Raw genomic sequence first — 14932 nt, 5'->3', positions numbered from 1 at the left:
GGAGGCGAAGCATGAAGCTCTATCCCTTGTTTGCCGATGTGAGCGGTCTTCCCGTGCTGGTGGTAGGCGGTGGCAGCGTGGCGCTGCGAAAGGCCAAGGCCTTGCTGGATGCCGGCGCCGACGTATGGGTGGGAGCCCCGCGTTTCGAGCCAGAAGTGGTCGCGTGGATCGAGGCTGGCAAAGTGCAGGGAAGGCATGGCGAGTTCGAGCCGGCCTGGCTTGACGGCATGTGGCTGGTCATCGCCGCTACGGATGATCGCGCGCTCAACGCAAGCATCGCGGCGCAGGCAAAAGAGCGACGCACCTTTGCCAACGTGGTGGACGATGCCGCGCTGTCGCAATTCCATGTGCCCGCCGTGGTGGATCGCGCACCGTTGACGGTGGCGATATCCACGGCCGGCGCCGCGCCGGCGATCGGGCGCCGGATCCGCGAGCAGTTGGAGCGCGTGCTCGACCACTCGCTGGGGGCGCTGGTGGCACTGGCGCAGCAGCACCGTGCACGCATCGTGGGTCGCTTCCCTGATACCGCTGCACGACGAGGCTTCTACGACTGGCTGCACGATGGTCCGGTGCTGTCGCTGCTACGGCAGGCTAAGCCGGGGCAGGCCGGGCAAGCCCTGCAGGAGGCGCTGGAGGACGAAAGGCCGCCGGGCAGCAAGGGTTCGGTGGCCTTGGTGGGGGCGGGTCCGGGGCACCCCGGCCTGCTGACGCTGCAGGCGCTGCGTGAGCTGCAGCAGGCGGATGTAATCCTGTATGACCAGCTGGTGAGTCCCGAGGTGCTGGCCATGGCACGGCGCGATGCTGAATGCATTGACGTGGGCAAGCGATGCGGTGGTCGGCAGGTGGCGCAGGAACATACCCATCGGCTGATGCTGGCCCACGCGCGCGAAGGGCGCCGCGTGGTGCGCCTGAAAGGCGGCGATCCCTTTGTGTTCGGGCGCGGCGGCGAAGAACTCGCCTACCTGCGCCGGCATGGGGTGGACTGCGACGTGGTGCCGGGCATCACGGCGGCCGTCGCTTGTGCGGCATTCGCCGGCATACCGCTTACGCATCGCGACCATGCACAGTCGCTTTGCCTGCTCACGGCGCACGGCAAGGACGCGGCGGATACGCTGGGCGACCAGGTGTCCGGCCATCCCCGCCAGACCCTGGCGATCTACATGGGTGTGGAGAAGCTTGAAGCGCTGGCAACAGAACTGATCTCCCGTGGGCGCGATGCGGCAACCCCTTGCGCCATCATCGAGAACGGGACGCTGCCGCGACAACGCGTGATGGTCGCCACACTGGCCACGCTGACGTCGCAGGCCCGTCGCCACGCGCTGAAGACACCGGCGCTGCTGATCATCGGCGAGGTCGCGGCGTTCGCACGCCAGCACGCGTGGTACGGCGAACTGGTGGATGATGCCGGGCATGAGGTTGGCACGGTGCCGGTAGAGATGGAGGCGGTTTGATGGGCTGCATGCGGTGCCATGGCGGGCCATCAGTCCCGGAGGTGCAGGGTCATGCATGAGGCTGTGGGCACGGAAGGGCCGCTGGGCGGCCGTTGCATTGCCGTTCCCGAATCGCGGGAGCTGGACGTGTTTGCCGCGTTGCTGGAGCGTCGTGGCGCCAGCGTGCTGCGCTGCCCGCTGGTGGATATCCGCAATGCCGCCGATCCCGCTCCGGTGCTGGCATGGATACGCGAGATCAACGCGGGTACCTGCGATGACCTGCTCGTGTTCACGGGCGAGGGCCTGCATCGGTTGCTGGGCGCGATCGACCGCCACGAGCCGGGGTTGCGCACGCCATTCGTCGAGCAGCTTGCCGCGATGCGCATCATCGCTCGCGGTCCCAAGCCGGGGCGCGTGCTGCGCGAACTGGGCCTGCGTCCTGACGTGGTGGTCGAGCCCGCCACCACGCAGGGGATGATCGGGTATCTACAGCAGCTTGACCTGCATGGCCGGCGCGTAGGGGTGCAGTTGTACGGCACCGATCCCAACACGCCGCTGATGGACTTCCTGGCGGCGGCCGGTGCCATCGTGCGCCCGGTCGCGCCCTATCGCTATGCCGATGCCTCTGACGATGCAGCGGTGACCACGCTGATGCAGCGCATGACCGGGGGCGGCATCGACGCGGTGGCCTTCACCAGCCTGCAGCAGGTGGAGCGGCTCTTTCGCCTGGCCGACCGGCTCGGGCAGCGGGGTGCCTGGCAGGCGGCCCTGTCGCAAACGGTGGTGGCAGCCGTGGGCCCGCTGGTGGTGGAGTCGCTGGCGCGGCATGGCGTGGCGGTGCAGGCCGTTCCGGAAGGCAGCTATTACCTGAAACCGCTGACGCAGGCGTTGATCGGCGCGCTCGCCCGGTAACCCGCATGCAGGTCGTACCTTCGGCATGCTTGTGATGCCGCAAACGCGATGTGTAGCATCGCCGCTCATGCATACCCACCAACGACCGGTTTCACGCCTGATGGCGGCGCTGCTTCTTGCGCTGTCCGTTCCCGCCACCTTTGCTGCGGGGAGCGATGGCGTCAGCCCCTCGACGACCGACGCCGTGACGCTCTATGCGGGGGGCACGGTGATTGACGGCACCGGCGCCGCGCCACGGGCGAATCAGGACATCCTGGTGCGCGGCGAACGCATCGTGGCGGTGGGGCCGCACGGCACGCTGGAAGGCGCGCGCGCGGCCGGCGTGCACACGGTGGACCTGCATGGCGGTTACGTCATTCCCGGCCTGATCGACAGCCATGTGCACATGGCCACGCCGCCGAACGCGAAGCGCGCCCAGGCCATCCTGCGTCGCAATCTGTATGCGGGCGTCACTGCCGTTCGGGACATGGCCGACGACCTGCGTTCGGTGGGCGAGCTGGCGCGCGAGGCGCGTGCCGGCGAGATTCCCGCACCGGATATCTACTACGCCGCGCTGATGGCCGGCCCGGATTTCTTCGCCGACCCCCGCGTGGGCGCCGCCAGCTATGGCGTGACGCCGGGCCATAGCCCGTGGATGCAGGAGATCAACGACAAGACCGACCTGCGCGAAGCGGTGACCCTGGCTCGCGGCACGTCCGCCACCGCCATCAAGGTCTACGCGGATCTTCCGCCGGAGCTGGTGAAGGGAATCACCGCCGAAGCCCACCGGCAGCACATCATGGTGTGGGCGCACAGTGCGGTGTTTCCCACGCGTCCGGCCGATGTCATCGACGCCGGTGTCGATGTGGTGAGCCATGCCTGTTATCTCGCTTACCAGCTGGAACCGGTGATGCTGAAGTCCTACGAGGACCACACGCCGTTCCACGACGCCTTGCTCGCGCCACGCGGCGACGATCCCGTGATCGCGGGGCTCTACAAGGACATGCTGAAGCACGGCACGATTCTCGATGCCACCGGCAGCCTGTTCGTGCGCTATGACGCCGAGCGCAAAGCGCACCCCGATCGCAAGCCGCTGCGCTGCACGGGGCCAACCACCACGCGGCTGGTTCGCCAGGCATGGAAAGCGGGCGTGCCGGTTTCCACGGGTACCGACAACGATGGCGGCGTGGATCAGGTATGGCCGTCCGTTTACGACGAGATCTTCTTCCTTGCCCACGATGTGGGCATGCCTCCGCTGGAAGCCCTGCACTCGGCCACGCTGGTGGGCGCGCAGGCCGCGGGACAGGCGAAGGACATGGGCTCGATCGAAGCGGGCAAGCTGGCGAACTTCGCCGTGTTGTCCGCCGACCCCTTGAAGGACATCGGCAACCTCCACAGCATCCGCCTGACGGTCAAGCGCGGGCACGAGTATCCGCGCGCCGACTACAAGCCGGTTACCCGGGAAGAAATGGGCCATGACGACGACGATTGATCGACGCACGTTCCTTACCGGCATGACCTGCGCGGCGGCGGCATCGCTGCTGCCGTTGGAAACGCTGGGCGCTTCGCCCAAGGGCGTTGGTACTTCCGACAGCGGCATCATCATCAATGCGTTGGGCGGCCTGGGTGATCCCAACCAGGGCGCGGATTCGCTGGTTCCGGGCATGACGCCGCGTGTGCTGGCCGAGGCGCATGCCTCCGGCCTGACGGCAGTGAACGTGACGCTGGGTTATGTATCCGGGCCGGACGACCCGTTCGAGGCCAGCGTGCGCGACATCGCCGCCACCGATGCGCTGGTACGCGGGCATGCGGGCGATGTGCTGAAGGTACTTACCGCCGCGGATATCCGCCGTGCCCACGACGAGAAGAAGATCGGCCTGATCTACGGCTTCCAGAACGGCGCCATGATGGGCAAGGACGCCACGCGCGTGGATGTTTTCGCCAACCTGGGCGTGCGCGTGTTCCAGCTCACCTACAACCCGGCGAACCAGCTGGGCGATGGTTCGATGGCGCCGGAGAATCGCGGCCTGACCCCATTCGGGCGCGACGTGGTGGAACGGCTCAACGCCTGCCGCGTGATGGTCGATCTTTCACACAGTGGCGAGCACACCTGCCTGGAGGCCGCGCGTGTATCCAGGGCGCCGATCTCGATCAACCACACCGGCTGCCGTGCGGTGACCGACCTGCCGCGCAACAAGACCGACGCGGAACTGCGCCTGGTAGCGGAGCGGGGCGGTTTTGTCGGTATCTACTTCATGCCGTTCGTCAATGCGTCCGGCCACGCGCGCGCCGAGGACGTGGTGGCGCACATCGATCACGCCGTGAACGTGTGTGGCGAGGACCACGTGGGCATCGGCACCGACGGCACGGTGACGCAGATCGATGACCTCAAGGCCTATCAGGCCCAGCTGGCGAAAGAGATTGCCGAGCGTCAGGCCGCGGGCATCAGTGCGGCGGGCGAGCGGCCGGATACCTATCCCTTCGTGGTGGATCTGCGCGGCCCGCAGCAATTCCACAAGCTGGCCCAGCTGCTTGCGCAGAAGGGCTATTCCGGCGGGCGCATCGAAAAGATCCTGGGTCTGAATTTCCTCAAGTACGCCGAAACCGTCTGGGGGAGCTGAGCGTCAGCGGGCCCTGTCGACGCCGCATTATCCCTCATCGTCATTCCCGCGAAAGCGGGAATCCAGTGACTTGGCTTTGTACGGATCGCCCCAGAAAGGCGCTGGATTCCCGCTTTCGCGGGAATGACGGTGAAGGGGGGCGACGTTGAGGGTAAGTTGGCGGTCGGCATTCCCATCAAGGGCTTGGCACTCCAACCCTTGGCGGGATCGCCCCCACGCGGTAGAACGACCAGCTTGCCCCCACTCCCCAGGGATCCCCCATGACGTTGTCCGTACCCTCCGATGCCGAACTCCAGGCACTGGCCGAACAGGTGGCCAGCGCGACCCAGCAGCGGCGCCTGATGATGGTGACCGCCGAATCTTGCACCGGCGGCTGGATCGCCAAGGCCCTGACCGATCTGCCCGGCAGCTCGGCCTGGTTCGATGCCGGCGTGGTTACCTACAGCTACGAAGCCAAGGAAGCCCTGTTGGGGGTGAATCCCCGCACGCTGGAACGTACCGGGGCGGTCAGTGAGGAGACCGCGCTGGAGATGGTCTCCGGTGCGTTGTCGCGCTTTGGCGCGGGCGTCGCGGTGGCCGTGACCGGCATTGCCGGGCCCAGCGGCGGCACGCCGGACAAGCCCGTCGGCACGGTCTGGATCGGCTGGAAACGGCGCGGTGGCTACGCCTATGCCCAGTTGTTCCATTTCGACGGCGACCGCGAGGCGGTGCGCCGACAGACCGTCGCCGCGGCGCTCAGCGGCGTGCTCAAGACGCTGACGGACTGACGGGCGCCGACGGCAGGGACCGGGTTGACCGGTATGGGATACTTCCCCTCCTGAGATCGCAGCCCGTGAGACCAGCCGCGGGCATCATGCCTCCACATTCACTGCCAACCTCCAGGATTCAAGACGATGGATGACAACAAGCGCAAGGCGCTCACCTCCGCCCTCGGCCAGATCGAAAAGCAGTTCGGCAAGGGTGCCGTCATGCGCCTTGGCGACCGTTCCGACGAAGCGATCGAGACCGTTTCGACCGGTTCGCTGGGCCTGGACATCGCGCTGGGCGTCGGCGGCCTGCCGCGCGGCCGCATCGTCGAGATCTACGGTCCGGAATCGTCGGGCAAGACCACGCTGACCCTGCAGGTCATCGCCAACTGCCAGAAGAACGGCGGCACGGCGGCCTTCGTCGACGCCGAGCACGCACTGGACCCGTCCTACGCCGCCAAGCTGGGCGTGAACGTGGAAGACCTGCTGGTCTCCCAGCCCGACACCGGCGAACAGGCGCTTGAAATCGCCGACATGCTGGTGCGCTCCGGCGCGGTGGACGTGGTGGTGGTCGACTCCGTCGCCGCGCTTACGCCCAAGGCTGAAATCGAAGGCGAAATGGGTGACTCTCACGTGGGCCTGCACGCCCGCCTGATGAGCCAGGCCCTGCGCAAGCTCACCGCCAACATCAAGAAGTCGAACTGCCTGGTGGTCTTCATCAACCAGATCCGCATGAAGATCGGCGTGATGTTCGGCAGCCCGGAAACCACCACCGGCGGCAACGCGCTGAAGTTCTATGCTTCGGTGCGCCTGGATATCCGCCGCATCGGCGCGGTGAAGAAGGGTGAGGAAGTCATCGGTTCGGAAACCCGCGTCAAGGTGGTCAAGAACAAGGTGGCGCCGCCATTCCGCCAGGCCGAGTTCGAGATCCTCTACGGCGAGGGCACCTCGCGCGAAGGCGAGATCATCGAGCTGGGCGTGGCGCAGAACCTGATCGACAAGTCCGGTGCCTGGTACAGCTACAAGGGCGACCGCATCGGCCAGGGCAAGGAAAACGTCCGCCAGTTCCTGCGCGACAACCCGGCCATCGCCAACGAAGTGGACGCCGAACTGCGTGCCCGCCTGCTGGTGAGCAACGGTTCCTCGCCGCTGCCGGCGGTGGAAACCGAAGAAGCCTGATCGGCGCCCGGGGCGTGCCGGATGGGGCAGGCGAGTCGCATGCCGCCCCCAAGCTTGCCGCCCCGGTCTGATCGCCTGCCCCGGGGCAGGCTGGAACCATGGCCAGCGATCGCAATGACAAGCCCGGCAAGCCCAGTGCCTACAACAAGGCGCTGGGCATGCTTGCGCGCCGCGAGCATTCGCGGCGGGAGCTGAAGCTCAAGCTGCGGCAGAAGGGCTACGAAGGTGAAGAAGCTGGCGCGGCGATCGACCGCCTCGGCGAGCAGCACTACCAGGACGACGATCGTTTCGCCGGGGTACTGGTGCGCAGCCGGGTCTCGCAGGGCTACGGCCCCATGCGGGTACGGGCCGAGCTGAAAAGCCACGGCCTGTCCGAGGCCCGGATCCGGGCCGTGCTGGACGAGGCCGAGGTGGACTGGGAGGCCAGCGCGCTGGCCCAGCTGAGGCGGCGTTTTGGCGCCGGATCGGCGCCGGATCGCGACGAAAAGGCCCGCAGGGCGCAATTTCTCTTGCGTCGGGGCTTTCCCGCCGCCACAGTACGGAGTGTTACCCACGCCGACGTGGACGACGCAGCCGACGACGACGCCTGAGCTCCCCGCTGGTGGGGCGGATAGGCGTCGCTTCGGTGCCGCTCCCCGGACGTGGCCTCATTCCGCCAGGTCTTCCCCAGCCGCATGAAAACCGCCGAAATCCGCTCGACCTTCCTCGACTATTTTCGCTCGAAGGGCCACACCATCGTGCCGTCCAGCTCGCTGGTGCCGGCCAGCGACCCGACGCTGCTGTTCACCAACTCGGGCATGGTGCAGTTCAAGAACGTGTTCCTGGGCAGCGAAAAGCTGTCGTACGTGCGCGCGGCCGACGTGCAGCGCTGCCTGCGTGCCGGCGGCAAGCACAACGACCTGGATGCGGTGGGCTATACCGCGCGCCACCACACCTTCTTCGAAATGCTGGGCAACTGGTCGTTTGGCGACTACTTCAAGCGCGACGCCATTACCTACGCGTGGGAGCTGCTGACCGGCGTCTTCAAGCTGCCGAAGGACAAGCTGTGGGTCACGGTGTATCACACCGATGACGAAGCCTTCGACATCTGGAACAAGGAAGTGGGCGTGCCGGCGGAGCGCATCGTGCGCATCGGCGACAACAAGGGCGCGCCATTCGCGTCGGACAATTTCTGGCAGATGGCGGACACCGGCCCGTGCGGTCCATGTACGGAAATCTTCTTCGATCACGGTGAAGGCATCGCGGGTGGCCCGCCGGGCTCGCCGGACGAAGACGGCGACCGCTACATCGAAATCTGGAACCTCGTGTTCATGCAGTTCGACCGCGCGCCCGATGGCACGTTGTCGCCGCTGCCGGCACCGTGCGTGGATACCGGCATGGGCCTGGAGCGCCTGGCCGCCGTGCTGCAGCACGTGCACTCCAACTACGAAATCGACCTGTTCCAGCACCTGATCCAGGTGGCTGCCGAACTGACCAGCACCAAGGACCTGGCCAACAAGTCGCTGCGCGTGATCGCCGATCACATCCGCGCCTGTTCGTTCCTCATTGTCGACGGCGTGCTGCCCTCCAACGAAGGCCGTGGCTATGTGCTTCGCCGCATCATCCGTCGCGCCTTGCGCCACGGCTGGATGCTCGGCGTGCGTGGCGATTTCTTCTGGAAGATGGTCAAGCCGCTGGTGCAAGAGATGGGCGAGGCCTATCCGGAACTGGCGCAGAAACAGGCCTTCGTCGAAGACGCCCTGCGCACGGAAGAGCGCCGCTTCGGCGAAACACTGGAGAACGGCATGCGCCTGTTCGACGCCGTGGCCGCCAGGTCGAGCGACAGCATTCCCGGCGCCGACGCCTTCCGCCTGTACGACACCTATGGCTTCCCGATCGACCTGACCGCCGATATCGCGCGCGAGCGCGGCCTGACGGTGGACATGGACGGCTTCGAGCAGGCCATGAAGGAACAGCAGGAGCGCAGCCGCGAAGGCGGCAAGTTCGAAGCCAAGGGCCAGATGCCGGCCGAGCTGGCCAGCCAGCTGGCGCCGACCGTCTTCCTCGGTTACGACGCTTTGACCAGCCAGGGCAGCAAGGTGGTTGGCATTGTGCGTGCTGGCAAGCAGCTCGATCAGCTGACCGATGGCGAGGAAGGTCTTGTCATCCTTGACCGTACACCGTTCTACGCCGAGTCCGGTGGACAGGTGGGCGACACCGGTGCGCTGGTGTCTGCCGCAGGTTCGTTCACCGTGGGCGATGCGCTCAAGATGGGTGGCGTGTTCTTTGGCCATGCCGGCCAGTGGCACGGCAAGCAGGCCTTGCGCGTGGGTGATGTGGTGGAGGCCAATGTCGACGGCACGCGCCGCCAGGCCATCGTGCTCAATCACTCGGCCACGCACCTGTTGCACGCTGCCCTGCGCAAGGTGCTGGGCGAGCACGTTACCCAGAAGGGCTCGCAGGTAGCGCCGGAGCGACTGCGCTTCGACTTTGCGCACTTCAAGCCGATGAGCGCGGAAGAGCTGCGCGAGATCGAAGCCCTGGTGAATGCCGAAGTGCGTCGCAACGAAGCGGCCGAAGTGCATCACATGGGTTACAACGACGCGATCGAATTCGGCGCCATGGCGCTGTTCGGCGAGAAGTACGGCGACGAAGTGCGCGTGCTGAAGATGGGCGAGTTTTCCACCGAGCTTTGTGGCGGCACGCACGTGGGCCGCACGGGTGATATCGGCCTGTTCAAGATTGTCAGCGAGGCTGGCGTGGCCTCGGGCGTGCGCCGCATCGAAGCGGTGACCGGTGTTGGTGCGCTGGCCTACGTGGCCGACGAGGAACGTCGCCTGGGTGAGTTCGCGCAGCTGCTTTCGTCCCATGGTGACGAGGCGGTTGAGAAACTTCGCCAGCTGTTCGACAAGCAGAAAAAGCTGGAGCGCGAGCTGGAATCGCTGCGCGCCAAGGCTGCCGGCTCGGCGACGGCCGACCTCGCCGGCACGGCGCAGGACGTCGACGGCATCAAGGTCGTCGCCGCCCGCCTGGAAGGTCTGGACGCCAAGGCCCTGCGTGACAGCATGGACAACCTCAAGCAGCAGCTCGTCGATTGCGTGGTGCTGCTGGCAGGGGCGGCTGACGGCCGCGTGTCCCTGGTGGCCGGCGTGAACGGAAAGGCACTGGGCCGGGTGAAGGCCGGTGACGTGGTTGCCCATGTGGCCAGCCAGATCGACGGCAAGGGCGGTGGCCGACCGGACATGGCTCAGGGCGGCGGTTCAGACACCCCGGAACTGCCCGGCATCCTGGATGGCCTGGCGGGCTGGATTGGTCAGCGACTGGCCTCCTGACTGGCGGGTCAACCGACCATACTCCGTTGGCGTTTACGCATTGCACTGCCATCGGACGCTCGGCTAGTATCCCAGACACTGCCGGCACCGATGGTTGCGACGGTGTCGCGCGACATGGCATCACAGGGGATGCCTAGTCTGTGGCATGAAACCGGGGAAGGCGGTAGGGCCTTCGGCGGTACAATCGTCGAACTGTTCAGGCGGTTAGCTCAGGGGTGAGGCATAACCGTCTGTGGGCCTGTGACCAAAGTATTCATGGAGTGGCAAACATGTTGATTCTGACCCGCAGGGTCGGTGAAACCTTGATGATCGGTGACGAGGTGACCGTTACCGTTCTAGGCGTCAAGGGCAACCAGGTGCGCATTGGCATTAACGCACCCAAGAACGTTGCCGTGCATCGTGAAGAGATCTATCAGCGGATCAAGAACGAGCACGAGCCGGATGGCGACGCCTCCGGCGGTACTGGCGAACACTGACAGGCGATAAAAGCTTTACCTTGAGCGCGCCGGTTAGTATCCTTGCCGGCTCCGCAGAGATGCGGGCAAAAAAACGGAGAGATGCCCGAGAGGCCGAAGGGGCTCCCCTGCTAAGGGAGTATAGGGTCAAAAGCCTTATCGAGGGTTCGAATCCCTCTCTCTCCGCCAGATACGCAAAAAGCCCCCTAGTGGGGCTTTTTGCGTATCTGGCGGAGAGAGAAGTGTGGACGAACCCTCTGGTAACTCGGTGCATCCTGCACCTCGCCCTTCGGGCCATCGGCGGTGCCGATGTTCGCTTCGGCATCCTGCCTCCGCAGTCGACAATTTTGCCTGGAGCAAATTTGGACAGCCGCAGGCTGGCCCTGGAGCGCGAAGCGCGGAAGGGTGAGGCTCATGGATGAGCCGAACAATCCCGACCTCCACGAAACAGCGTCATTCAACGAAGCCCCTAGTGGGCTTTTTGCGCGTCTGGTGTGGAGATGTGCGGTTCTGGCAGCACGCTCAACTCCGTCATTCCGTCCTGCGCCGGAATGACGGCTTTGCGAGCGAGAGGAATGGTTCGCGCTTCTCGTTCCGGCGAGGCCCACGACGGCGGCTCTCGCGTGCACAAATCCCGATTCGCCCAAAGGGCCAGGTGCTTACCAGACTCCACGCATTCGCTTCACGCCTGGTCCATACCAAGTCATAACGCGCACTTCATCGACAGAACCACGCAAGAAACCATTCACTCACCAGCCAAGCTGCTGAATCCCGCCGAACCCGTGGCGCTCCATGGCGTACGACGGCAAGGCAACTCCCGCGTTACCTTGACCGAGGACCCACTTCACGGGAGAGGCGTTATGGTGAGGATCCAATCTGATCGCCGCGGGGCTTTGCTGCATCGCGGCCTGCTGCGCTCCATGGTCGTCGCGATGGCGCTGGCTACCACGGCGGCGTTTCCGTGGAGTGCAAACGCCAGCGTGTCCGTCGGCATCTCGGTGGGCATCGCACCGCCGCCGCTGCCGGTATACGCGCAGCCTGCGATTCCCGCGCCGGGCTACATCTGGGTGCCGGGCTACTGGGCCTGGGATGGTGACGGCTATTATTGGGTTCCGGGCACCTGGGTGATGCCGCCCTACGTCGGCGCGCTGTGGACCCCGGGTTACTGGGGCTGGGCCGGTGGCGTGTATGTGTTCCATGGCGGCTACTGGGGTGCGCACGTGGGCTTCTACGGCGGCATCAACTACGGCTACGGCTATGGCGGTGTCGGCTATGCAGGCGGTTACTGGCGCGGCGGTTCGTTCTACTACAACCGCTCGGTGAACCACATCGAGAACGTGCACATCACCAACGTCTACAACCGCACGGTGGTGAACAACGTCAACGTCAACCGCACGAGCTTCAACGGCGGACAGGGCGGCATTGCCGCGCGACCGACGGCGCAGGAGCAGGGCTTCGCGCGCGAGCGCCACGCCGGTCCGGTGGCGGCGCAGGAGCAGCAGCGCACCATGGCCAGCCAGAATCAGGGCATGCGCGCGTCGTTCAATCACGGCGCGCCGGCGGTGGCGGCCACACCGCGTGCCGGTGCGTTCAATGGCGCGGGCGAAGGCCCGACGCGCGGCGCGACGGGCCAGCCGACGCCCGCGGCGATGAATGCCCAGCGCGCCAATGCGCCGGTGCAGCAGCCGCGCGACAACATGGCCCTGCATTCGTCGGGTTTCGCGCCGCACGCGAACGGGGCTTCCCATGGCCCGAATGGCGGGCGCCCGAATGAAGGTGCGCCGTCGGCAGGCCATGCCGGTTATACGCGTGAAACGCCCACTCCGGGCGGCGGCTATCGCGCGGAAAGTGCGCCGCAGCCGTCCTACGCCGCGCACGAATCGCGGGCTGTCCAGGCGCCCCAGAACCGCGCGCCGACGCCGCAGTACCACGCACAGGCTCCGCAGTATCACGCGCAACAGGCACCTCGCCCGGCGCCGGCACCGCATCCGCAGCCCCAGCAGCATGCGCAGCCTCAGCCGCACGCACAGGCGCCGCATCACAGCGGGCCCGACGAACACCGCTGATCGCTTCCATCGGGCGCTTGCAAGGAAGAACGCCGGCTGCACCTTGTGCAGCCGGTTTTTTCTGGGGCGGTGGCGCCACGTCCTCGACTAGAATGCCCGGCAGCCCGGTTACGGGCCGCGCGGATGCAGGCGCATCCGCCTGCACCATCATCGAAACATGGAAAGGGGGAGATCGATGTTGAAGCGTCTTGTGTTCGCAGCGCTGCTGGCCGCGTCCGGCAGTGCCATGGCTTCCAAGAGCCTGAGTGACATTCCGCTGGTGTGGTCGCCGACGCAGAGTTTCGCCGAGTTCGGTGCCATCGACCTCAACGGCATCGGCAACGTGAAAGTGCAGTTCAACGGGTTCACGGATGCCCGCAAGAATCCCGCACTGATTGCCGAGAACCACGAGAAGGATCCGGTGCGCCAGGTCACCACGAAGGACAACGTGGCGGCGTTCCTGACCGATCACGTGAAGGAAACCTTCGGCAAGGCGGGCCTCGACGTGGTCGACACGGGCGGTGATGTCGTCGTGTCCGGCGAGATCCGCGACTTCTTCGTCAACGAGACCGACCAGTACGTCGGCAACATCACCGTCTACGTGACGATGACCGACAAGGCGGGCAAGGTGTTGTGGCAGGGCGTAGCGGGTGGCGGTGCGACCAATTTCGGTCGGTCGTACAAGGCGGACAACTACTACGAGACCTTGTCCAATGCCGTGTTGAAGCTGAGCAACAGCCTGCTCAACAGCCAGGGTTTCCACAACGCGCTGCAGTCACACTGATCGCGTCTGCCTAAGATCACCCGTCGCACGCGGCGGGTGATCGACGTCCATCAAGACAGGGCAAGGCCCTGCAGCTCCACGCCATCCGGCGTGACGCGCAACACCGAGCCCTGTTCGTACCAGTCGCCCAGCACGATGCGTTCGGCGGGCTGTCCATCCAGCTCGAACCGGTGGATGGCCGGGCGATGGGTGTGGCCATGAATCAGTCGCGTGACGCCGGCCTTGTGCATGGCGTCGGCCACGGCTGCGGCGTTGACGTCCATGATGGTTTCCATGGTGCTGCTGGTGTGGGCCTTGCTCTCCGCGCGTGCCTTGGCGGCGAGCGCGCGACGGGCTTCCAGCGGAAGAGCCAGCACCTGCGCCTGCCACGCGGGCGAGCGCACCTGCGTGCGCAGCGCCTGATAGGCGACATCATCGGTGCACAGCACGTCGCCGTGCATCAGCAGGGTCGGGCGGCCGTACAGCTCGTGCACGGTGCCGTCGTCGAGCAGGGTCAGGCCGGCGCGTTCGGCGAAAGCCTTGCCGATCAGGAAGTCGCGGTTGCCCACGATGAAATACACCGGCACCCCGTGTTCGCCGAGCGCCCGGGTGGCGTGTGCGATGCGGCCCGGCAGTTCGGCGTCGTCATCGTCGCCGACCCATGCTTCCACCAGGTCACCGAGGATGTACACGGCATCGGCGGCGCGCGCTTCGTCGCTGGCAAGGAACGCCTCGAACAGCTGCGTGATGCCGGGACGACTGTCGTCCAGGTGCAGGTCGGAAATGAACAGCGTTGCCATCGTGCCTCAGCCCTTCTTGCCGCCAGCCTTCTTGGCCGGTTCGGCGGTCGGCTGCTGCGGAGCGGCAGCCGGTGCGGCCGCGGGCTCTTCGCCCACGACGGTGGCGCTGTCGATCACCACCAGCGGATTGGGTACGTCACCGGCGAACGGACCGAGGCCGCGCGTGGGCAGCGCGGCCATCTTGTCGACCACGTCCATGCCCTTGATGACCTTGCCGAACACGGCATAACCCCAGGTCAGGCCGCTCTGGTTGCCCACGAAATCGAGGCGGCGGTTGTCGACCAGGTTGAAGAAGAACTGCGCCGTGCCGGAATTGGGATCCGCGCCGCGCGCCACGGCGACGGTGCCGCGCAGGTTGGAGAGGCCGTTGTCCGCTTCGCTGGGAATGGCCGAGCGCGTGCGCTTGGCCTGCAGGTCGCGGGTGTAAAGGCCGCCCTGCACGAGGTACCCGGGAATGGCGCGATGGAACACCGTGCCGCTGTAGAAACCGTCGCGTACGTACTGCAGGAAGTTGGCGACGCTCTTGGGCGCCTTGTCCGGATACAGCTCCAGCGTGATGTCGCCCTGCGAGGTATGCAGCACGACCTCCGGGTGTGCCGTGGCAGCGGGTGTCGTCGCGGCAGGCTTGGCCTGGGCGAGCAGGGCGGACGATGGCAGCAGGAGGAGCGCGGCGAGCAGGAGTCGGGTCATG

General features: G+C 66.1%; 13 protein-coding genes and 1 tRNA gene. 12 read left to right on the top strand and 2 right to left on the bottom strand.

Annotated features, from left to right (window positions below; genetic code table 11):
• Positions 1 to 11 precede the first annotated feature (11 nt).
• The 12 genes from cysG (at position 12) to H8F01_RS04000 (ending at position 13462) form a co-directional block, all read left to right on the top strand.
• Positions 12 to 1451 (top strand): siroheme synthase CysG, encoded by a 1440-nt coding sequence (gene cysG / locus H8F01_RS04055; RefSeq protein WP_187057786.1) that lies wholly within the window; start codon positions 12 to 14, stop codon positions 1449 to 1451.
• Positions 1452 to 1502: 51 nt separating this feature from the next.
• Complete coding sequence (locus H8F01_RS04050; RefSeq protein WP_187057785.1) at positions 1503 to 2342, top strand: uroporphyrinogen-III synthase; 840 nt, start codon at positions 1503 to 1505, stop codon at positions 2340 to 2342.
• Positions 2343 to 2409: 67 nt separating this feature from the next.
• The gene (locus H8F01_RS04045) at positions 2410 to 3813 is read left to right on the top strand and encodes an amidohydrolase family protein (protein WP_238481144.1); all 1404 of its coding nucleotides are present in this window, start codon (positions 2410 to 2412) and stop codon (positions 3811 to 3813) included.
• Positions 3797 to 4942: a dipeptidase gene (locus tag H8F01_RS04040; protein ID WP_238481143.1), complete on the top strand. Its 1146-nt coding sequence runs from the start codon at positions 3797 to 3799 to the stop codon at positions 4940 to 4942. Before H8F01_RS04045 ends, H8F01_RS04040 begins: the two co-directional genes overlap by 17 nt.
• A gap of 260 nt (positions 4943 to 5202) precedes the next feature.
• A complete protein-coding gene (locus H8F01_RS04035; RefSeq protein ID WP_187057784.1) occupies positions 5203 to 5709 on the top strand; it encodes a CinA family protein in 507 nt (168 codons plus the stop codon).
• Positions 5710 to 5835: 126 nt separating this feature from the next.
• Positions 5836 to 6867, top strand: a complete 1032-nt coding sequence (gene recA / locus H8F01_RS04030; RefSeq protein WP_187057783.1) for a recombinase RecA — start codon at positions 5836 to 5838, stop codon at positions 6865 to 6867.
• Positions 6868 to 6965: 98 nt separating this feature from the next.
• Positions 6966 to 7457, top strand: coding sequence for a regulatory protein RecX (locus tag H8F01_RS04025; protein WP_187057782.1), 492 nt, complete (start codon positions 6966 to 6968; stop codon positions 7455 to 7457).
• Between the two features lie 84 nt (positions 7458 to 7541).
• Complete coding sequence (gene alaS, locus H8F01_RS04020) at positions 7542 to 10178, top strand: alanine--tRNA ligase (protein ID WP_187057781.1); 2637 nt, start codon at positions 7542 to 7544, stop codon at positions 10176 to 10178.
• A gap of 269 nt (positions 10179 to 10447) precedes the next feature.
• Positions 10448 to 10654 carry a carbon storage regulator CsrA gene (gene csrA / locus H8F01_RS04015; RefSeq protein WP_187057780.1) on the top strand — a complete coding sequence of 69 codons (207 nt, stop codon included), beginning with the start codon at positions 10448 to 10450 and terminating at the stop codon, positions 10652 to 10654.
• 75 nt (positions 10655 to 10729) lie between these two features.
• Positions 10730 to 10822 (top strand) — tRNA-Ser (locus H8F01_RS04010).
• A 671-nt stretch (positions 10823 to 11493) separates the two neighbouring features.
• Positions 11494 to 12699 (top strand): YXWGXW repeat-containing protein, encoded by a 1206-nt coding sequence (locus H8F01_RS04005; protein ID WP_222615721.1) that lies wholly within the window; start codon positions 11494 to 11496, stop codon positions 12697 to 12699.
• Between the two features lie 175 nt (positions 12700 to 12874).
• Complete coding sequence (locus H8F01_RS04000; protein WP_187057779.1) at positions 12875 to 13462, top strand: hypothetical protein; 588 nt, start codon at positions 12875 to 12877, stop codon at positions 13460 to 13462.
• A gap of 50 nt (positions 13463 to 13512) precedes the next feature.
• Here the strand turns inward: H8F01_RS04000 and lpxH are convergent, their stop codons facing one another.
• Both lpxH and H8F01_RS03990 read right to left on the bottom strand, forming a co-directional pair.
• The gene (gene lpxH / locus H8F01_RS03995) at positions 13513 to 14241 is read right to left on the bottom strand and encodes a UDP-2,3-diacylglucosamine diphosphatase (RefSeq protein WP_187057778.1); all 729 of its coding nucleotides are present in this window, start codon (positions 14239 to 14241) and stop codon (positions 13513 to 13515) included.
• 6 nt (positions 14242 to 14247) lie between these two features.
• Positions 14248 to 14931 carry a peptidylprolyl isomerase gene (locus H8F01_RS03990; RefSeq protein ID WP_187057777.1) on the bottom strand — a complete coding sequence of 228 codons (684 nt, stop codon included), beginning with the start codon at positions 14929 to 14931 and terminating at the stop codon, positions 14248 to 14250.
• Position 14932 lies beyond the last annotated feature (1 nt).

It is taken from the genome of Dyella telluris, assembly GCF_014297575.1.
Classification (GTDB): Bacteria; Pseudomonadota; Gammaproteobacteria; order Xanthomonadales; family Rhodanobacteraceae; genus Dyella; species Dyella telluris.
Note: the sequence above shows the minus strand (reverse complement) of the source record. Positions and strands in the feature narration are given on the sequence as shown.